This is a genomic window from Thermohalobaculum sp. (assembly GCF_058622915.1).
Genome location: NZ_JBZSYN010000188.1, coordinates 36,590 through 54,909, shown reverse-complemented (window position 1 = coordinate 54,909; position 18,320 = coordinate 36,590). Strand labels below are relative to the sequence as shown.

At 65.3% G+C, this 18,320-nt stretch carries 16 protein-coding genes, 3 tRNA genes and 1 pseudogene; 10 read left to right on the top strand and 10 right to left on the bottom strand.

The annotated features are described in order from the left end of the window. Window positions 1–222: 222 nt before the first annotated feature. Window positions 223–1,731 (top strand): amino acid permease, encoded by a 1,509-nt coding sequence (locus AC32QD_RS14795; protein ID WP_492011270.1) that lies wholly within the window; start codon window positions 223–225, stop codon window positions 1,729–1,731. Between the two features lie 157 nt (window positions 1,732–1,888). Here the strand turns inward: AC32QD_RS14795 and AC32QD_RS14790 are convergent. After that, window positions 1,889–1,973: transfer RNA gene (locus tag AC32QD_RS14790), tRNA-Leu, on the bottom strand. 201 nt (window positions 1,974–2,174) lie between these two features. Between AC32QD_RS14790 and radC the strand changes: the two genes are divergently transcribed. Together radC and AC32QD_RS14780 are read left to right on the top strand one after the other, a co-directional pair. After that, the gene (gene radC / locus AC32QD_RS14785) at window positions 2,175–2,906 is read left to right on the top strand and encodes a RadC family protein (RefSeq protein ID WP_492011275.1); all 732 of its coding nucleotides are present in this window, start codon (window positions 2,175–2,177) and stop codon (window positions 2,904–2,906) included. A gap of 70 nt (window positions 2,907–2,976) precedes the next feature. Continuing rightward, a tRNA-Arg gene (locus AC32QD_RS14780) sits at window positions 2,977–3,053 on the top strand. 47 nt (window positions 3,054–3,100) lie between these two features. Here AC32QD_RS14780 and AC32QD_RS14775 read toward each other — a convergent pair. From AC32QD_RS14775 to dgcN, 3 genes are read right to left on the bottom strand one after another with little or no spacing between them, the layout of a single operon-like run. Further along, window positions 3,101–3,955: a D-amino-acid transaminase gene (locus AC32QD_RS14775; protein WP_492011269.1), complete on the bottom strand. Its 855-nt coding sequence runs from the start codon at window positions 3,953–3,955 to the stop codon at window positions 3,101–3,103. Window positions 3,956–3,977: 22 nt separating this feature from the next. Continuing rightward, complete coding sequence (gene dgcA / locus AC32QD_RS14770) at window positions 3,978–4,955, bottom strand: N-acetyl-D-Glu racemase DgcA (RefSeq protein WP_492011274.1); 978 nt, start codon at window positions 4,953–4,955, stop codon at window positions 3,978–3,980. A gap of 5 nt (window positions 4,956–4,960) precedes the next feature. After that, complete coding sequence (dgcN, locus tag AC32QD_RS14765) at window positions 4,961–5,956, bottom strand: N-acetyltransferase DgcN (protein WP_492011268.1); 996 nt, start codon at window positions 5,954–5,956, stop codon at window positions 4,961–4,963. 642 nt (window positions 5,957–6,598) lie between these two features. On the opposite strand from dgcN, the gene AC32QD_RS14760 reads away from it, so the two are divergent. Beyond that, window positions 6,599–6,674 (top strand) — tRNA-Phe (locus AC32QD_RS14760). Window positions 6,675–6,740: 66 nt separating this feature from the next. Here the strand turns inward: AC32QD_RS14760 and AC32QD_RS14755 are convergent. The 3 genes and pseudogenes from AC32QD_RS14755 to AC32QD_RS14745 all read right to left on the bottom strand — a co-directional run. After that, window positions 6,741–7,193, bottom strand: a complete 453-nt coding sequence (locus AC32QD_RS14755; protein ID WP_492011273.1) for a tyrosine-type recombinase/integrase — start codon at window positions 7,191–7,193, stop codon at window positions 6,741–6,743. A gap of 60 nt (window positions 7,194–7,253) precedes the next feature. Then, on the bottom strand, window positions 7,254–7,637 hold the full coding sequence (locus AC32QD_RS14750) for a type I restriction-modification enzyme R subunit C-terminal domain-containing protein (RefSeq protein ID WP_492011272.1): 384 nt from the start codon (window positions 7,635–7,637) through the stop codon (window positions 7,254–7,256). 153 nt (window positions 7,638–7,790) lie between these two features. Beyond that, window positions 7,791–7,905 (bottom strand): annotated as a pseudogene (locus tag AC32QD_RS14745) (IS3 family transposase); the annotation flags it as partial. A gap of 426 nt (window positions 7,906–8,331) precedes the next feature. Between AC32QD_RS14745 and AC32QD_RS14740 the strand changes: the two are divergent. The 6 genes from AC32QD_RS14740 (at window position 8,332) to rfbA (ending at window position 13,850) form a co-directional block, all read left to right on the top strand. Further along, entirely contained in the window at window positions 8,332–9,264 is a 933-nt protein-coding gene (locus AC32QD_RS14740; protein ID WP_492011267.1) for a glycosyltransferase family 4 protein, read from the top strand. Window positions 9,265–9,526: 262 nt separating this feature from the next. Beyond that, complete coding sequence (locus AC32QD_RS14735) at window positions 9,527–10,096, top strand: LbetaH domain-containing protein (RefSeq protein ID WP_492011266.1); 570 nt, start codon at window positions 9,527–9,529, stop codon at window positions 10,094–10,096. A 385-nt stretch (window positions 10,097–10,481) separates the two neighbouring features. Next, window positions 10,482–11,039, top strand: a complete 558-nt coding sequence (rfbC, locus tag AC32QD_RS14730; protein WP_492011265.1) for a dTDP-4-dehydrorhamnose 3,5-epimerase — start codon at window positions 10,482–10,484, stop codon at window positions 11,037–11,039. After that, on the top strand, window positions 11,039–12,082 hold the full coding sequence (gene rfbB / locus AC32QD_RS14725) for a dTDP-glucose 4,6-dehydratase (RefSeq protein ID WP_492011271.1): 1,044 nt from the start codon (window positions 11,039–11,041) through the stop codon (window positions 12,080–12,082). The genes rfbC and rfbB overlap by 1 nt, the downstream gene beginning before the upstream one ends. Continuing rightward, a complete protein-coding gene (rfbD, locus tag AC32QD_RS14720) occupies window positions 12,079–12,963 on the top strand; it encodes a dTDP-4-dehydrorhamnose reductase (RefSeq protein ID WP_492011264.1) in 885 nt (294 codons plus the stop codon). The genes rfbB and rfbD overlap by 4 nt, the downstream gene beginning before the upstream one ends. Beyond that, complete coding sequence (gene rfbA, locus AC32QD_RS14715; RefSeq protein WP_492011263.1) at window positions 12,960–13,850, top strand: glucose-1-phosphate thymidylyltransferase RfbA; 891 nt, start codon at window positions 12,960–12,962, stop codon at window positions 13,848–13,850. The genes rfbD and rfbA overlap by 4 nt, the downstream gene beginning before the upstream one ends. A 216-nt stretch (window positions 13,851–14,066) precedes the next feature. Here the strand turns inward: rfbA and AC32QD_RS14710 are convergent, their stop codons facing one another. The 3 genes from AC32QD_RS14710 to cheB are packed head-to-tail and all read right to left on the bottom strand — an operon-like array spanning window position 14,067 to window position 18,311. Next, window positions 14,067–15,530 (bottom strand): ATP-binding protein, encoded by a 1,464-nt coding sequence (locus AC32QD_RS14710; RefSeq protein WP_492011262.1) that lies wholly within the window; start codon window positions 15,528–15,530, stop codon window positions 14,067–14,069. Next, window positions 15,508–17,256, bottom strand: coding sequence for a response regulator (locus AC32QD_RS14705; RefSeq protein ID WP_492011261.1), 1,749 nt, complete (start codon window positions 17,254–17,256; stop codon window positions 15,508–15,510). The genes AC32QD_RS14710 and AC32QD_RS14705 overlap by 23 nt, the downstream gene beginning before the upstream one ends. Next, window positions 17,253–18,311, bottom strand: a complete 1,059-nt coding sequence (gene cheB, locus AC32QD_RS14700; RefSeq protein WP_492011260.1) for a chemotaxis-specific protein-glutamate methyltransferase CheB — start codon at window positions 18,309–18,311, stop codon at window positions 17,253–17,255. Before cheB ends, AC32QD_RS14705 begins: the two co-directional genes overlap by 4 nt. Window positions 18,312–18,320: the final 9 nt, after the last annotated feature.

The window sequence follows — 18,320 nt, the reverse complement described above, 5'->3', positions numbered from 1 at the left end:
GTCGCCCGGCTGAGGCCGACCTGGCAGAATGGGCGCGAACGGCGCGGGGAACGCCGTGAGCGCGCCGTTCATTGGTGTCCTGTGACGGAGGGCAAATGGCAAAGGGTGAATCTGAAAGGCCCCGAAGCGCCGCCGGCGCGGCGCCTTCGGGCGAAACCCAATCGAAGACTCAACACAAGTAAGACCAGCGTAGCACGCCATCAATGACGGGGGGACCGTATCATGGCCAATGAATCCAAGAGACACGAGGGCGGGATAAGCTACCACATCCCGGACAGCTTATATTTCGAGAAGCGCCACCTCAATCGACACGCCGGCGTCTTCTCGCTGTGGGCGCTCGGAGTGGGCGCGGTCATCTCCGGCGACTTCTCGGGGTGGAACCTCGGCTTTGCCGTCGGCGGCTGGGGCGGCATGTTCGTCGCCACCATCATCATCGCCATCATGTATCTCGGCCTGACCTACTCGATCGCCGAGATGAGCCCGGCGCTGCCGCACACGGGCGGCGCCTATTCCTTCGCCCGCACCGCCTTCGGGCCATGGGGCGGCTTCATCACCGGGATCGCCGAGAACATCGAATACGTGCTGACCCCGGCAGTGGTGGTCTACTTCATCGGCACCTACATGACGCAGATCACCTCGACGCCCGATTCGTGGCAGCCGCTGTGGTGGCTGGTCGGTTATGTGATCTTCGTCGGCCTCAACGCGCGCGGGGTATCGCTGTCGTTCAAGGTGACGGTCACGGTGACGCTGATCGCCATCGCGATCCTCGCCTTCTTTATGTTGAGCGCGCTGTTCTCGGGCCAGTTCAGCTTCAGCCACTGGGCCATGAACGTGGGCGCCGGGCCGAACGGGGCCGCGGTCGAGCTCAAGGGCGGCGGCGGGCCATTCCTGCCGATGGGGGTGCATGGCGTGCTGGCTGCGCTGCCCTTCGCCGTCTGGCTGTTCCTCGCCATCGAGCAGCTGCCGCTGGCAGCCGAGGAATCGGTCGATCCCAAGCGCGACATGCCCAAGGGCATCATGCTGGGCATGTTCACCCTGATCGGGCTCGGCTTCCTGATCCTGGTGATCAACCCGGCGATCCCGGGTGGCGCGTTCGCCTATGGCAGCTCGGGCCAGCCGATCCTGGACGGCTTCGCGGTGATCTACGGGGCAGGCTGGGGCAAGCTCCTGGCGCTGTTCGCGGTGGCGGGGCTGGTGGCGAGCTTCCACTCGATCATCTTCGCCTTCGGGCGGCAGATCTACTCGCTCAGCCGCGCGGGCTATATCCCGCATTTCCTCTCGGTCACCCATGGCGAGCACAAGACGCCGAACATCGCGCTCTTCACCGGCGCCATCATCGGCTTCTTGGTGATGCTCGTGGTTTGGTTCGCCGAGGGCGGTGAGGCGGCCGGCACCATCATCGGCGGCACGCTTCTGAACATGGCGGTGTTCGGCGCGATGTTCTCCTACCTCCTGCAGGCACTGACCTTCCTGCAGTTGCGTCGGCGCTTCCCCAACATCGAGCGGCCCTACACCAGCCCGTTCGGCACGCTGGGTGCGACGCTGACGGCGATCATCGCCATCGTCACGATCATCTTCCAGCTCAGCGATCCCTTGTACCAGCAGGGCATCATCGGCGTAGCGATCTGGTACCTACTGCTGATCCTGTACTTCGCGCTTTATGGCCGGAGCACCCTGGTGTTCTCGCCGGAGGAGGAGTTCGCGGTGAAGCACCGCGAAGGCATGAAGTAACGCGGGCGGGGGAGTCGGGCAGAAACCGGCCCAAGTGAGGCCGGCGAGCAGGGCCGGGGTCGCGGTTCTTCGCCCGATCGCGCGAATGTGGAAAGGCGCCGTCCGAGACCCCTCGGGGATCGGGCATTAAGGCGCCTTTTCCTTTTTGATCTGACCCTGGTCCGGGCGGTGGGACTCGAACCCACAAGGCCGTAGCCGGGGGATTTTAAGTCCCCTGCGTCTGCCAATTCCGCCACGCCCGGAGCGGCGGCCACGATAGCCGAAATCGCTTCCCGGGCAACCGGGAGCAGCCGCGGTAACCCCATGGTAACCAAAATCGGCCAGCTGTTTGGTGGAAGTCTGAATTCGGGGGGCTTGCCGTGCGGAAGGAAAAAGCCGGAGCGGGTCGGGCGACCGGCGGATTCGGCGACGGCGCTTCGGTGGACCTTTTCGCCGGCGATACGATCCCCGGGGAAGGCCATTCGACCCGCTCGAAGCCGGAGCCTCAGGCGGCTGGCGTGGAGCCCGCGCATTTCCACGACCACCGGATGCGCCTTCGGCAAAGGTTCCTCTCAGCCGGGCCGGCCAGCCTCGCCGATTATGAAATGCTCGAGCTGGTGCTGTTCCGCGCCATACCGCGTCGCGACGTCAAGCCGCTGGCCAAGCAGCTCCTGGCCCGCTTTGGCGACTTCAACGGGGTGATTTCCGCGCCCGCCGCCCGGCTTTGCGAGGTACCCGGCGTCGGCGAGGCGGCGATCTGCGAGATCAAGGTCATCGAGGCCGCCGCGCATCGTCTTGCCCGCGCACGCGTCATGAACCGTCCCGCGATCACGAGCTGGGCGGCGTTGATGGACTACTGCAAGGCCACCATGGCGCACCGGGAAACCGAGCAGTTCCGCATCCTGTTCCTCGATCGCAAGAACGTGCTGATTGCCGATGAGGAGCAGGCCCGCGGCACCGTCGACCATGTGCCCGTGTATCCACGCGAGGTGGTCAAGCGCGCGCTCGAGCTCAACGCGTCCGCCTTCATCCTGGTGCACAACCACCCCTCGGGCGATCCGACACCCAGCCAGGCCGACATCGACATGACCCGCCAGATCGAGATGGCCGCCCGCGCCGTGGGCGTCACGGTGCACGACCATGTCGTCGTCGGCAAGGAGCGAGACGTGAGCTTCCGTGCCCAGGCACTGCTTTGACATGCGCTGGTGCGCATGATCGACGCTGCGGTTGCACGCCCCCACGCCCCGGTATATACGCGAGCGCCGGGCACCCGTAGCTCAGCTGGATAGAGCGCTGCCCTCCGAAGGCAGAGGTCACAGGTTCGAATCCTGTCGGGTGCGCCAGTTCCCCAGCCCCGAGCGCCACCGGTTGGATGGCCGCTCTGCTTGCTTCAGATGGCGCTTGCACGCGCGTGCGCGAGGTAAATCTCGCGCAACCGCTTCGCCACCGGTCCGGGGTGGCCCTCGCCCACGGTTGTGCCGTCGATCTCCACCACCGGGCACACGAAGGTCGAGGCCGCCGTGATGAAGGCCTCGGCCGCGGCTTGCGCCTCGGCAATGGTGAACGGGCGCTCGACCACCTTCATCTGCGCCTCCTTCGCGAGCTTCAACACCGAGGCGCGGGTGATGCCGTGCAGGATCTCGTGCGAGAGCTCGCGCGTGACGATGGTGCCGTCCCTGGTCACGATATAGGCGTTGTTCGAGGTGCCTTCGGTGACATAGCCGTCTTCGACGAGCCAGGCGTCGTCGGCGCCTTGCGCCTTCGCCTGCATCTTGGCGAAGGACGAGTAGAGGAGTTGCACCGTCTTGATGTCGCGCCGTCCCCAGCGCAGGTCTGGTTGCGAGACGACCCTGATCCCGCGCTTCGGACCCTCGGCGTCCTCGAACGCCTTTTTCTGCGTGAACATGACCAGGCCGGGAGCGGCATTCTTAGGCCAAACGAAATCCCGGTCGGCGGCGCCGCGAGTGATCTGGAGGTAAACCAGTCCCTCATCGATCCCGTTGCGGCGGACCAGCTCGCGATGGATTTCCAAAAGCTGGTCGTCGCTGACCGGCTGCGCCATCTGCAGCTCGCCCAAGGATCGGTGAAGCCGCGCCATATGTCCGGCATAGTCGGCCAGCTTGCTATCGAGCACCGAGGTCACCTCGTAGACCGCGTCGGCCATCAGGAAGCCGCGGTCGAAGACGGAGATCCGGGCCTCCTCCTCGGGCACGTAGTCGCCATTCACGTAGACTGTGCGGCTCATCTCTCGCTCCTTGTCCGATCGGTCATCCCCACAGCGCGGGGCTCGGGGGGTGCACGCCTGCCTCGTCGTATATCAGCGGGGTGTCACGGTCCTTCGCCAGCAGCAGCGGTCCGTCAAGATCGACGATCTCGGCGCCCTGCGCCAGCAGCACGGCGGGCGCCATCGCCAGCGAGCTCGCCAACATGCAGCCGACCATGATGCGCAGGCCGATGCGCTCGGCCTCGGCCCTGAGGCGCATGGCCTCGGTCAGCCCGCCGGTCTTGTCGAGCTTGATGTTGACCATGTCGTACTTGCCGGCGAGGCCCGCGAGCGAAGCGGTGTCGTGGCAGGCCTCGTCGGCGCAAACCGGTAGCGGGCGTTCCATGCTTGCGAGGGCACTATCGTCCCAGGCCGGCAGTGGCTGCTCGACCATGGCGACGCCCAGGGCCGCCATTTCCGGCGCCAGCGTGGCATAGCTTTCGGCCGTCCAGCCCTCGTTGGCATCGACGATGATCGTCGCCTTCGGCGCGCCGGCGCGCACAGCACGGATGCGCTCGAGGTCGGCCTCGCCACCCAGCTTGACTTTCAGGAGCGGACGGTGCGCGTTCGCGGCGGCCTTTGCCCGCATCTGCTCGGGCGCGTCGAGCGACAGCGAATAGGCGGTCAGCAGCGGCTTCGGCTCGGGCAGTCCGGCCAGCGCCCAGACACGCTGCCCGGCCAGCTTGGCCCGCAGGTCCCAAAGCGCGCAGTCTACCGCGTTGCGCGCCGCCCCAGCGGCCATCAGGCGGCCGAGATCGACGGCCTCGGGGTCGCTGCCCAGATCGCCTGCCGCCGCCTCGATATCGGCCACTACCCCTTGGGCGAACTCGTCGTAGCGCGGGTATGGGCGGCATTCGCCTCGGCCCATGGCATCGCCGAGCCGGGCCTCGGCGGTCACCACCTCGACCTCGTTCACGCTGCCGCGCGATATGACCCAGGCGCCGGCCGTGGGGAACCGCTCGATCCGGGCGGTGAGGACGATGCAGCTCACAGCGCCTCCACAAGCCGACCGGCGCCGTGGCGGTAGGGATCGACGCAGGGCAGCTCGAGGCGCGCCTCCGTCCCGGAGAGGCAGGCTTCGGCGTCGGCCCCGCTCAGCGCCTTGGTGTTGATGGCGCAGCCGATCACCCGGCAGTCCGGGTTGACGATCCGCGCCATGCGGAGCGCGAGATCGCGCAGCTCCTCGAGGGACGGCACGGGGTAGTTCGGCAGGCCGCGCAAATGCGTGCGCGTAGGCTCGTGGCACAGCACCAGTGCGTCGGGCTGGCCGCCGTGGATGAGCGCCAGCGTCACACCGGAATAGGAGGCATGAAACAGCGAGCCTTGCCCCTCGATGATGTCCCAGTGGTCGGGGTCGTTCTCCGGCGTCAGCCATTCCACGGCGCCGGCCATGAAGTCGGCGACCACGGCATCGAGCGGCACGCCCTCGCCCTCGATCAGGATGCCGGTTTGCCCGGTGGCGCGGAAATCGGCGTTCATACCGCCCTCCTGCATGGCCTTCTCGATGGCAAGTGCGGTGTACATCTTGCCGCACGAACAGTCGGTTCCGACGGCGAGCAGGCGCTTGCCTGCGCGGCGCATACCATCGGCGACGGGGTATTTGCGGTTCGGCACGCGCACGTCGTGCAGCGTGCGTCCGCTGCGCTTCGCCGCCGCGACGAGGTCCGCGTCTGCATTCAACCGCGTGTGAAGCCCCGCCGCGATGTCGATGCCCGCCTCGAGCGCCTCGATCATCACCGCTTTCCAGGCGTCGGAAAACAAGCCACCGCGGTTTGCGACGCCGATCACCAGGGTCTTCGCGCCTGCGGTGGCGGCCTGGGTGATCGTCATGTCGGGGATTTCCATGTCGGCCTTGCACCCGGGCAGACGATACTGGCCCACGCTCGCGCCCGGGCGCCAGTCGCGGATGCCCTGCGCGACCTTGGCCGCGAGCTGGTCCGGCGCGTCGCCCAAAAACAGGAGATAAGGCTGCGGGATCGACATCCACTTGTTCCCCGACGGCAGAGATGTTTGGCCGGTTCATCGACGATCGAGGACCGGATCATGACGCCAGCTGCGAGAATTCAGGGAACCGGCGCGCCCGTCAAGGGCGCCCCGCCGCCCGTCAGGCGGCTCGACTGGGCGGCGCCTGGCGCTCTCCGGGTCCCGTCCAATTGTCTCTCATCCGTTCGAGGGTGGCGGGCATGGCCAACTCTTCGGGGACAGCAAAAAGGCTCGTACGTGCCAGCTGTTGCCCGAAAGTCGGGTCGGCAGTCGGGACCTCGAAAGAAATTGACAAGATCACTTGGCTAAGATCGGCGCGGCCGAAGGCTGATCGGTTGCGGTGCGACGATGGAGGCCACGAACGCTTCTGCGGATTCGCAATAGCGCCGCCGGCACGGCGATGGTCCATGAAAATCTGCCGAGCTTTGTGTTCGCGCTCCTCTTGCCGTAGGGGCATTAATCCGGGCAAGCAGCAAGGTGTACGCGGCTTGGGGCTGGATCGCGCCCTTCATCACCTCGGGGCCCGCCTGGTCTCAGCCGCATGTGGCGCGGCAAATTCCGCCGGCGATTTTGCCGCTGGACAGTCGCTGGCCATTCTCCTAAAAGGCCGCACGGACGGCGCCCCGCAGGGCAGGCCGCGTTGCCCAGGTAGCTCAGTTGGTAGAGCAGCGGACTGAAAATTCGCGTGTCGGTGGTTCGAATCCGCCCCTGGGCACCATACTTTTCAACCAGTTATCTGGCTTGGAGGCGTGCCGCTAACCGCGCCGGTGTAATTTCGGTGTAATTAGGACACCTTTTTGGGGCTAGCGTCGACCCTCTCGGAATAATCCGCCTGTTCGATCCGCTGGCCTAACTTATCCATCGCTGCCCTAATGTGCGAGCCGTTCTGGTAGGCATACCGCGCGACCATCGCGAGCGTCTTGTGACCCGAAATTCGTTGAACGGTCGGAAGGTCGACGCCAGCCTGAACAAGATGGGTCACGGCAGTATGTCGCAGCGTGTGCGGCGTCAACTGATCTGGATCGAGCCCGGCGCGCTCTGCTGAACGGCGGAAAGCCTTCCGGATGGTGTGAACGTGTCCCTCTCGGCTGGCTGGAGAGGGAAACAGCCAGGGGCAACCGGGCGGAAGCATGCTCAACCGGGTTGCTAGGTAGCCGGCTAATTCGCAGGTGATGGGCTGTTCTCGTGCCCCGGCTTTGGCCTTGGGTATCCAGATAACGTGGCGATCAAGATTGATATCGGTGCGGCTGGAAGCCGCCAGCTCCGGCAGCCATCGTCCAGATGGACCAAAGGCCCCTCATGCACTAACAATCAAGTCGGACCACTCAGTGGGGGCTCCCCAGTAGGCCTGCCAGACCGTCGCGGTGGTCAGGTAGAGCGGCGGGTCGGTCAGCCGCTCCACCAGCTCGCGGATGGCCGCGCAGGTCAGCCGCTGCCGCCCAACCGGCTGGTTGTAGAGAATTTGGAGCGCGGTCAACTCGTCGCGGTTCTGTTCGATGAAGGCCTTGAAGCTGGTGACCGTCTCCTCGGCCTTCTTCAGGTCGAAGCCTGCACCGGTCACGACATCCGGTGTCACCTCGTCGATGACGATGTCAGTCTTCTGCTTGATGTCCTTCAGCAAGTTGCGGGCCCTGTGGTCGTCGAACGGTTGACAGGCAGCCTCGGTCAATTCTTCAATCACCGCCGCTGTCTGGTCGGGCGTCAGCGCGGTGCCGTGACGGGCAGCGATGGTCGCCTCGCGCTTGTCCGGGTCGATGGCGTCGAGCAGGCTGTTCGCCAGATTGCGCGGGGTTCGACCTACAATCGATCCACCGGATTGATTGACGGTCTCAGCCCAGGGGCTTCCTGGCTTCGATGAAGGCGGTCTTCGCGCCGAGGGCAGTGATCCAGTCCCGGACTGCCTGGGCGACGAACTCTGGGCCGTTGTCCGAGCGGATGAAGGTGGGAACACAGACCATCGCTTTCTTCAGGAATCTTGGCGAATGAAACGGCGAAAAGGGTATCATGCCGCGTTGTTCAAAGACTGCAACCACGTCGGGGTTTTGTTAGTTTGTCCGGCGTGAAGGCTTTAAAACTCGCGGCGCGGAAACGATGAAGCGGCACATTCGACCACCGCCTGGCCAGCGACTGTCCAAGAGGACGTATGCAGCTGCTGCGGCGGACCGGCATCCTGCAAAAGACATCTCAATTTTCGCAGAAAACGAAACTCCGGTGGCGGCAGCAGGCTCACATTGATGACAAGTCTAGGTTTTCTTTGGATTGGGTTCCCGGACTATGCCGCCCGCTGTGTTCGGCGAGTCATCGATCGCGGAAAATATTCAGTCTCTGTAATCGCGACGCGACCCAATGTGCCCATAGAAGGGGCAGAAGTTTCCTTGGGCCAACCGGTGACCTGGGTCGATTCCGCGGCGAGATCCGTGTCGTGGGAAGGGCTTGGCTTGCCGCTTCCGGACATTGTGTTTCAGGGTGGCTATTACATTCCTGCATTCAACGCACTGCGAAAGCAATGTCGTAAAGTCGGCAAGAAAATTGTCCTAATGAGCGACCAGAACTGGCATGGAACGCTGCGTCAGCGCACCATTGATCTTTTGCGGCACCGACTTTTTATCGAAAAAAATTTTGACATCATTTTTGTCCCTGGGGCTTCAGGCGAAGAGTTCTCTCGCAGAATGGGCTATCCGCCTGATTGCGTGTTTGCTGGATTGTACGGAGCAGATGGCAGTCTTTTTCACGGCGGTCCGCCCCTGGATCAACGTTCCAAGACTTTCATCTTTATCGGCCAGTTCGTAGCGCGCAAGAATTGCCTGGGGCTTGCCCATGCGTTTCTTCGCTTCGTTGCGACGCATCCAGACTGGCGCCTGCGCATGTGCGGCGCGGGAGTCCAACGGGATAAAATTCCCGAGCATCCGTCTATCCTCGTTTCGGATTTTGTCCAGCCGCCGCAACTAGCCGAAATTCTGCGCGGGGCGCGTTGTCTGGTTCTGCCGTCGCTCGATGAACATTGGGGCCTTGTGGTGCATGAGGCCGCACTATCCGGTTGTGCCCTGGCGCTCAGCGATGTCGTGGGGGCAGGCGTTGACTTGGCAACCTCCAAAAACGGCGTTCTGTTTCGACCCGGAAGCGAAACACAGATCGAGCAAGCCTTGTGCAGGATCGCGGGTTGGGATTCGGCGCTGTGGCGAACCGCAGAGGCCGCCTCGCGTCAAGTTGCGCGCCAGTTCGGGCCTGAACCGTTTGCAGATGCGGTCGACCGAATAGTCGAAACATTTTCCAGTGGCGCGGGCGTCCGCGTCGGCGGCAACAGATGACCACGACATTCCGTGCCCACGCCTTCTCGACTGCGGGCAACGTGTCCATGTCACCTCGCCGGATCGCGAGCCGGGCAGCACAACGCGCGGACCCTCCGACCTGTTCGCGAGAGGGCGCTGAATACCGCTGCCATGACGAAGGACGGTCCGGCCGACAGCCCGCCAGTTACGCTGTGCCGAACAGGTCGACCCGATCGGGCAACAATGTTAGCACTCCCGAACGACATTTGAGCGCCCCGATCCGAGAAGGCCGCCAATTGCCATGATCGAACGGCAAGAGACGACGCCCGATACGTTCAACGGCGAGGCAACTTTTGCCTTGCGGAACCGCGCCTTCAGGCTGTTGTGGCAACTGACCTGGTTGTTCCTTGCAGCCTGGACGCCGCCGAACCTGAACCGCTGGCGGATATCGATCGCCAATCTCTTCGGTGCGAGAATCCACAAGGGTGCCTCCCTCTACGGGTCGGTCCGCATCTGGTACCCGGCGAACCTGACGATGGCCGCCCGCTCGACGCTAGGACCGAAGGTCAACTGCTATTGCGTTGCTCCGATCACGCTGGGGGAATACGCCGTGGTCTCGCAGGGTGCGCATCTTTGCGCCGCAACGCACGAGATCCACGAAGCCGCCTTCCAGCTGAAGGCTCTTCCGATCCGCATCGGTGCCCATGCTTGGGTTTGCGCCGAGGCTTTCGTCGGGCCGGGGGTCGAGATCGGGGAGGGCGCCGTTCTTGCCGCGCGGGCTGTTGCTTTCCACGACCTCGAGCCGTGGACCGTCTATCGCGGCAACCCGGCGGAGCGGAAAGGCCCGCGGACCCGATTTGAAAGGCCGTGACCGGCCGATGATTGGTCTCAATTTGAGCCTGCGCGCCCGGCGTCCCGCGGCCGGGGCCGATGCGTCGGTCCACTGACTCATGCGTTGTTCGACTGCTTCGCCCTACAGTCCTTCAACTAGACCACCTGCGCCGAGAAGCGCGTGAAGGTCCGGTCGGGCTGCGGACGATCATTGCTCTCCCTCGACGTGAACGAATTCTTTACCAACAGACAAGACGATCGATCCCCTGCTGTGCTGGGCGCTGCCCGGCGCTGCGCCGACACAGAGCGCTGCCTCAAGGAAGCAGGGTGATCTGATATGGTGAATCGATGCGGCGGATGTGGGACTAGCGCCGGGTGCGGAATTTGGGCGAGCCCCCGGACGGGCCCGTAAGGACGGACAGGTAATGTTCGATCCGCTGCCTTTGCCGGGGCTGGCGCTTGTCCAGCCGCGCTGCCTTGAGGACGCGCGCGGCTTCTTCTCCGAGGTCTGGTCGCGGCGCGCCTTCCGCGAGGCCGGCCTCGACTTCGACTGGTGCCAGGACAACCATTCGATGTCGCGCCAAGCGGGCACGCTGCGCGGGCTGCACTACCAGGCCCCCCCCGCCGCGCAGGCGAAGCTGGTGCGCTGCACGCGCGGGCGCATCTGGGATGTGGCCGTCGATGTTCGGCGGGGCTCGCCGGCCGAGGGGCGGTGGTTCGGCGTCGAGCTTTCGGCGGCGAACTGGCATCAACTCCTGGTGCCCCGTGGCTTCCTGCACGGCTTTCTCACGCTCGAGCCGCACACGGAGGTGATCTACAAGGTCGATCACCCCTATGATGCCGCGGCCGAGGGGGCGATCGCCTGGAATGATCCCGGGCTCGCCATCGAGTGGCCACTCGATAAGACGCCGCACCTGTCGGCAAAGGACCGGGCAGCACCGGGCCTGGCCGAATGGACCAGCCCGTTTTCGTGGGGGGGCTGATGCGGTTGCTGGCGACGGGTGGCGCGGGATTCATTGGTTCGGCGCTGATCCGACGGCTCGTACGCCATTCGGCCGCCGATGTTGTAAACCTCGACAAGCTGACTTACGCGGCAACGCCCGAAGCTCTGGAGTATGCGGCCGAGAGTCCGCGTTACCGCTTGGCTGAGGGCGACGTCTGTGACCGTCCGACGGTCGAGGCCTTGATCGAGGAGACCGCCCCCGATGCGGTCGTGCACCTGGCGGCGGAAAGCCATGTCGACCGCTCGATTGACGGGCCGGCCGCCTTTCTCGAAACCAACGTTCAGGGAACTTTCACGCTGCTTGAAGCGGTCCGCCGCTGGCGGGCCGGCCGCCGCGGCGAATTCCGCTTCCATCATGTCTCGACCGACGAGGTTTATGGCAGTCTCGGGCCCGATGACCCGGCCTTCACCGAGAACTCGCCCTACCGCCCCAACAGTCCTTACGCCGCGTCGAAGGCCGCCTCGGACCATTTGGTGCGGTCTTGGGGCGAGACATATGGCCTGCCGGTGATCATCACCAACTGCTCGAACAACTACGGCCCCTGGCAGTTCCCGGAGAAGCTGATCCCGGTTATGGTCATCGCCGCCTGCGACGGGCGGGAGATGCCGGTGTACGGCGCCGGCGAGAATGTGCGCGACTGGCTGCACGTCGAGGATCACGCAGACGCGCTTTGCCGGGTGCTCGAGCATGGCCGTCCGGGGCGCAGCTATAATATCGGTGGCAATTCCGAGCGGCGGAACATCGATCTCGTTCGCACCATCGCACGCACGATGGACCATCTGTGCCCGGCCGGCGCGCCACACGAACGGCTGATCGGCTTCGTCGCCGACCGCCCCGGCCACGACAGGCGCTATGCCATCGACGGCGCCCGGCTCCGTCGTGAGCTCGGCTGGGAGCCCAGGCGCACCCTCGAGGACGGGCTGGAGGGCACCATCCGCTGGTATCTGGAGCACGAGCCGTGGTGGCGCGGGGTGCGCGAGCGCGGCTATGGCGGAGAGCGCCTGGGAGTGGTCGATCGATGACCGTTTTGGTGATCGGACGGACGGGCCAGCTCGCACAGGCACTGTCGGAAGTTTGCGCCTGGCCCTGCATCGGCCGAGATGACGCCGACCTTGCCGAGCCGGGCGCCGCAGCCCGCGCCGTGGCAAGCGCACGGCCCGCCTGGGTGGTCAATGCCGCCGCCTACACCGCCGTCGACCGGGCCGAGAGCGAGCCGGTGCTGGCCAAGCGCATCAATGCCGAGGCGGTCGGCGAGATCGCCGCCGCAGCGGCCGAGGCGGGCGCGGGCTTCCTGCACGTGTCTACCGACTACGTCTTCGATGGCACCAAGAGTGGTGCCTGGCAGGAGGCGGACCCGGTCGGCCCTCTCGGTGTCTACGGACGGACCAAGCTCGAGGGTGAGTGCCTCGCGCTCGCCGCGAACCCTCGCACGGTGGTCCTGCGCACCGCCTGGCTGTTCGCGCCCTGGGGCGGCAACTTCGTGCGCACCATGCTGCGCCTGGCGACCGAGCGTCGGCGGCTGCGGATCGTCGGCGACCAGCGGGGCAGCCCGACCTCGGCGCTCGATCTCGCCCGCGCCTGCGGCCGCGTGGTCGAGCTGCTCGATCTCGCGCCGGCCGGGGACGGCCGTTGGGGCATCTATCATTATGCCGGGCGCGGGGCGGCGACCTGGGCGGAGTTCGCCGCCGAGAGCTTCACCGGCGCCGCCGCGCGCGGATTGATCGTCCGGGCCCCCACGGTCGAGGCGATCGGCGGGGCCGATTATCCCACCGCTGCCTGCCGACCAGCGAACTCGACACTCGACTGCGCGAAGTTCGCGCGGACCTTCGGGCTGGCGCCTCGGACCTGGCAGGAGATGCTGTCCGAGACGCTCGAGCGCATGGGTGCGGAGGTGGGGCAGTGAAGGGCATTATCCTCGCCGGCGGCTCCGGCACGCGCCTGCACCCGCTGACGTTGGCGATATCGAAGCAGTTGCTGCCGGTCTACGACAAGCCGATGGTCTATTACCCACTGTCGGTTCTCATGCTGGCCGGGATCCGCGACATCCTGCTGATCACCACGCCGCACGATGCGCCGCTCTTTCGCCAGCTTCTCGGTGACGGCGCGCAGTGGGGGATTCGGCTCGCCTATGCGGAACAGCCGCGGCCCGAGGGACTGGCGCAGGCCTTCATCATCGGGCACGACTTCGTGGGGGTGGACCGCGTGGCCCTGGTCCTTGGCGACAACATCTTCTTCGGCGAGGGACTCTACGACCTTTTGAACGCAGCGGTGCAGCGCGAGAGAGGCGCTACGATCTTCGGCTACCAGGTGCAGGACCCGGAGCGATACGGGGTTGTCAGCTTCGACGCCGAGGGCCGCGCGACCGCCATCGAGGAGAAGCCGGCGCGGCCAAAATCGCAGTTCGCCGTGACGGGGCTCTATTTCTACGACAATGACGTACTCGACATCGCCGCTTCGATCCGTCCCTCGCCGCGGAGCGAGTTTGAGATCACCGACGTCAACCGTGCCTATCTCGCGCGCGGGAAGCTTCGTGTCGAGGTCATGGGCCGCGGCTTAGCCTGGCTCGACACCGGGACCTTCGACTCGCTCCTGGCGGCGGCGCAGTTCGTGCAGACGCTCGAGGCGCGGCAGGGCCTGAAGATCTCGGCGCCCGAGGAGATTGCCTGGCGCAAGGGATGGATCGACGATGCGGCCTTGGCCGAGGCTGCCGAACGGCTAGCGAAATCGGGCTATGGCCACTATCTGCTGAGTCTCCTGGGTCCCGGCCCGGGCGCCAGGCCGGCGACGTGAGAGCGGGGCGGGCGACGTCACCGAGCGCGTGCCGCCTCTGTCTGGTTTTTGTTGCAGGCGTGCTTTCGCGTAGCGCACTGCTCTCGGCCGGTCGGCGCTTGTCGTAGATCGGCAGCAACTGCATCGTGACAACGACCGAGCTTGGTTCGCAGCCAGCTTTTGTGAGGGTGGACGGTCAAATTGGCAGCCGGGCGTCCCGCCAACGGTACCACCCGCTCAGTCGAGAACGGCCAGCTCGATGAAGAATTTCGAGCCGCAGTTGCGGCGCGTGCGATAGCCAATCCGGCCCCCGTGGGTGTCCATGATCGAGCGGCTGATGCTCAGTCCCAGCCCGGTTCCGCCCTTGGCCCGGGCATCGCTTGAGTCGGCTTGGCTGAACGAGCTGAAAATCCGGCTCTCGAACTCGGGCGGGATTCCGCCGCCGAGGTCGATGACAGCGATCCGCAGCCGCTCGGCGCGCACGGTTGCGCGCAGCCGTATTCGCCCGCCCGGCGGCGAGAACTTCAGCGCGTTCGATATGAGGTTGGAGAGCACCTGCGACAATCGCCCACGGTCGCCATCGACGCGGACGCGTGGCACGGGCTCGGCGAGTTCGATGCGTTTGCCTTCGGGCCGGCCGAAACCCTCGTTTGCGGCGACGGCGTCGGCGAGCAGCTCGGGCACGGAGACCGGCGCGCGATCGATCGCCAGGCTGCCACGCTTGATCGTCTCCAGATCCAGAACGTCGTTCACCAGTCCGAGCAGGCGGTTGCCGTTGCGGCAGCAGATCTCGACCATCTGGTCCGCCGAGGCATTGAGCTCGCCGGCAACCCCGGCGCGCAGCATCGACAATGAGCCCAGTATCGAGGTAAGCGGAGTTCGCAGTTCGTGACTGACGGTCGAGACGAACTCGTCCTTCATGCGCTCAACGCGGTGTGCCTCGGTGATGTCATGGCTGACCCCCACCAGCCCTGCGAGACTGCCATCCGCGCCGCGGCGTACCGCCAGGTTCACTGCGTACCACCGGTTCGAGCCATCTGCCATCGCGACCTCGCGAATGACGCTGCACGCGGGCAGTTTCCCTTCGATCACCTGCCGCTCGTCCTCGCGCCAGCGCGAGGCTACCGCTTCGGGCAGAAGGTCATCGAGTCGCCTGCCAATAGCGTTTCGCGCTGACGGGAGTCCCAGAATCCGGGCTTCGACCTCATTGAGGCGGATGTAACGCCCGGTGCGGTCCTTGATGAAGACTCCATCGGAGACCGAGCACATCAGGTCCTCGAACAGCGCCTGCTCGCTCAGGAGCGCGCGATGGAGATGGCAGGCCTCGACCGCTCCCTTTACGGTGCTGATTAACGCTTCGACCTTCCAGGGCTTGGTCAGGTAGCCGAAGATGTTTCCCTCGTTGACAGCCCTGATCACCGCTTCCAGGTCGGCGTACCCGGTGAGGAGAACTCGCGTGGCGTCGCTATGTGCCTTCGCGCGCTTGAGAAACTCGTCGCCCATCATTTCGGGCATGCGCTGGTCGCAGATTATCGCGGAGATGGCGTCGTTTTCGCTTATGCGCTGCAGGGCCAGCCGGGGCGAGGTTTCGCCTAAAACAGTGTAATCGTCCTCCAGAACGTCTCCCAAGGCCGCAACGATGTGCGGCTCGTCGTCAAGGACCAGAATGCTGTCCTTTTTACAGGGCCGGTCGATGCTCATGGCTTCGTTCCGCGAGGTCCGTCGGTAGGGAAACCAGGAACTCGGCGCCACATTCGTCGCGGTTGCGGGCCTCGATCGAGCCATGATGGCTTTGCACGATCTGATAGCTGATTGCCAAGCCGAGACCGGTCCCCTCTCCTACTCCCTTGGTCGTGAAGAATGGCTCGTACAGCCGCTCCTGCGCTGCGGGGGCGATGCCGGGGCCGGTGTCGGCGATCGAGAGACAGAAACGATCCGCGGTTCGGCGCGTCCTGATGCGGATCTCGCCCTCTCCTTCGAGAGCATCGATCGCGTTTGTTAAGAAATTCAGAATCACCTGGTTAAGCATCCCCGGCGCGCAATAGAGCCGGTTGTCCTGGGCATAGTCGGTGACGATTTTGATGCTGCCCGCCAGCCGGTGCTGCACCAGCGGCAGCGTCGCCTCGATGCACTCGCGGATGTCAGCTTGCTTGAACTCGCCTTCGTCGAGACGCGAGAAGGTTCGCAACTTGACGATGAGGTCGGCGACCCGGCCAAGACCGTCGATCGCCTCCGCCGCGCGGCGCCGCGCCTTCTCCAATTTGCCTCGACTGGGATCCGGAATGACCACGCCGGCATCCGTTGCCAAGGTCTCCAGAGCCCGCGCGACGGTATGGAGGTGCGCGACGGAATATGCCAGTGGGTTGTTGATCTCGTGGGCGACGCCCGCGACGAGTTCGCCGAGCGCTGCCATCTTCGCCGACTGCACCAGTTGCGCGTGGGTCCGCCGCAGCTCGGCATTGGTGCGTTCGAGCTCCTCGACCAGCTCGGCGCGGGCCAGAGCGGCTTGCCGCTCTGCGCGGGCCTGCACGACTTCAAGCTCCTTGTTCTTGAACTCGGCGAGGACGCGTTCGTGCTGGTCATGCAAAATCTTGCGGCGCATCAGCGCCCTGATGCGCGCCTTGAGCAAGGCGGTGTCGTGGGACTTGGCGACGAAATCGTCGGCACCCGCTTCGAGCGCCCGCATCATCTCCTCGTTGGAGTCGTGGCTGGTAACCATCAGGATTGGCAGCAGCGTATGTGTGTTCCGCTGCATCGCAGTGAGCCGCCGGCAAACCTCGATGCCATCCATTCCCGGCATGACCAGGTCGACGACCACGCAGTCGATCGGCTCCTCGGCCGCGTCTCCCGGATCGGCTTCGCCGTTTTTGCCCTGGTGCCCCTCGATCAGGGCTATTGCCAGCGCCGGGTCCCCGAAGGCGCGCACATGGTAGCCTTCCGCTGCGAGAGCCTTCGAGAGAAAGGTCAAAAAGGTCGGGCTGTCGTCGATGATCAGGACGCCGCGCGAGGGAGAATGACGTGATGGCACGGGCCCGACGCTCGATTGACCCTGCTGCGCACGCAAGAGCGCCTCGATGCGTGCCAGAAGCACGTCGTCGTCGGCCGATTTGCCCAGATGATCGTCCGCGCCACTGTCCAGATCCTGGTGCTCGCTCTCGGACTCGGTCCCGTCGGTCAGCATAAGGATTGAGATCGCCTCGAACCTCGGGCGCAGCCTGATCTGGCGGCAGAATTCGGCACCACCCATGCCGGACAGATGATAATCGACGACGACGAGGTTGGTCCCGTGCGCCTGCAAATATTCCATCGCCTCTTCGGCGTTTTTGCTGCGGTGGGTCCCGAAACCCGCGTCGTGCAGCAGGGTCTGCATTTTCAGAGCCTGGGTGTTGGACTCCTCCACGATCAGGATCTGGGCGCGATTGGTCAACAGGGCACCCCGCTTTGCAGGGCCACGGTCTGGCGCAGCCGCGGCCCGATTTCGGGCAGGGGCAGGCTCTCGCAGACAGCGCCCAGCGCACGCGCGGCGCCGGGCATGCCGGAAACCACTGCCGTTGACTCGGATTCGGCGATGGTATGTCCGCCTGCGTCGCGAATCGCCTTGAGCCCGGCCGCACCGTCGTCGCCCATGCCGGTCAGCAGCGCGCCGATGCAAGCCGCGCCGAACTCGGCGGCGAGCGAATTGAAGAGCACGGTCGCGGACGGCCGCTGCTGCGATACGAGCTCGCCGGCCGTCAGGACGAGCCGTCCCCGCTCTACCGTGAGATGAGTCTCGGGCGGCGCCACGTAAACGCCGCCGGGAACCATGCGCTCGCCTTGTGCGGCCAGTCTGACGGGCAGTGGGACCTGGCCGTCCAGCCAGTCCACGAAACCGGCGCAGAACGCCGCGCCGATATGCTGGACCAGAAGGACCGGGGCGGGGAACCCCGCGCCCATGCCGGCCAGCACATGGGTCAGCGCCACCGGGCCTCCGGTCGAGGCCGCCAGACCGACGACTGCGATCTCGGTCGGTATGCGACAGAGCGGTGCCGACGGGGCCTTGGCAACGGGCGCGGATGCCTGCAGCTGGCCGGGCTCGCTGCCGCGCTGGCGCACGAGGCGGACGCTGCTCATGGAGACGAGTTGGCGGCACAGCCGTGCCGCGATCGGCGCGAAGTCCGGCTTCGCCGAAGCGCGCGGCTTCTGCACGATCGACAACGCTCCCGCCCGCAGCGCCTCGAAATGGAGCCGGCTGTCCTCCTCGGCGTCCGATGCGACGACCACGATCGGAGTGGGTCGATGCCGCATTATGCGTTTTGTCGCGGCGATGCCGTCGATTCCCGGCAGTCGCACGTCCATCGTTATGACGTCCGGGCGCAGTAGCTCAACCAGGTGGAGGGCTGCCTCGCCCGTCGGCGCGACGCCGGCGATCGCCAAGCGCGGATCGGCAATGATGACTTGCTCGATGAGCCGCCGCTGGGTGTCGGAGTCCTCGACGATGAGCACGCGGATTGG

Bases quoted from the DNA above. Each gene is read 5' to 3' on its own strand.
- AC32QD_RS14795 (WP_492011270.1), top strand. From the start codon at position 223: ATGGCCAATGAATCCAAGAGACACGAGGGCGGGATAAGCTACCACATC.
- rfbC (WP_492011265.1), top strand. From the start codon at position 10,482: ATGTTCGATCCGCTGCCTTTGCCGGGGCTGGCGCTTGTCCAGCCGCGC.
- rfbB (WP_492011271.1), top strand. From the start codon at position 11,039: ATGCGGTTGCTGGCGACGGGTGGCGCGGGATTCATTGGTTCGGCGCTG.
- dgcN (WP_492011268.1), bottom strand. From the start codon at position 5,956: ATGTCGATCCCGCAGCCTTATCTCCTGTTTTTGGGCGACGCGCCGGAC.
- rfbD (WP_492011264.1), top strand. From the start codon at position 12,079: ATGACCGTTTTGGTGATCGGACGGACGGGCCAGCTCGCACAGGCACTG.
- AC32QD_RS14710 (WP_492011262.1), bottom strand. From the start codon at position 15,530: ATGAGCATCGACCGGCCCTGTAAAAAGGACAGCATTCTGGTCCTTGAC.
- AC32QD_RS14735 (WP_492011266.1), top strand. From the start codon at position 9,527: ATGATCGAACGGCAAGAGACGACGCCCGATACGTTCAACGGCGAGGCA.
- AC32QD_RS14775 (WP_492011269.1), bottom strand. From the start codon at position 3,955: ATGAGCCGCACAGTCTACGTGAATGGCGACTACGTGCCCGAGGAGGAG.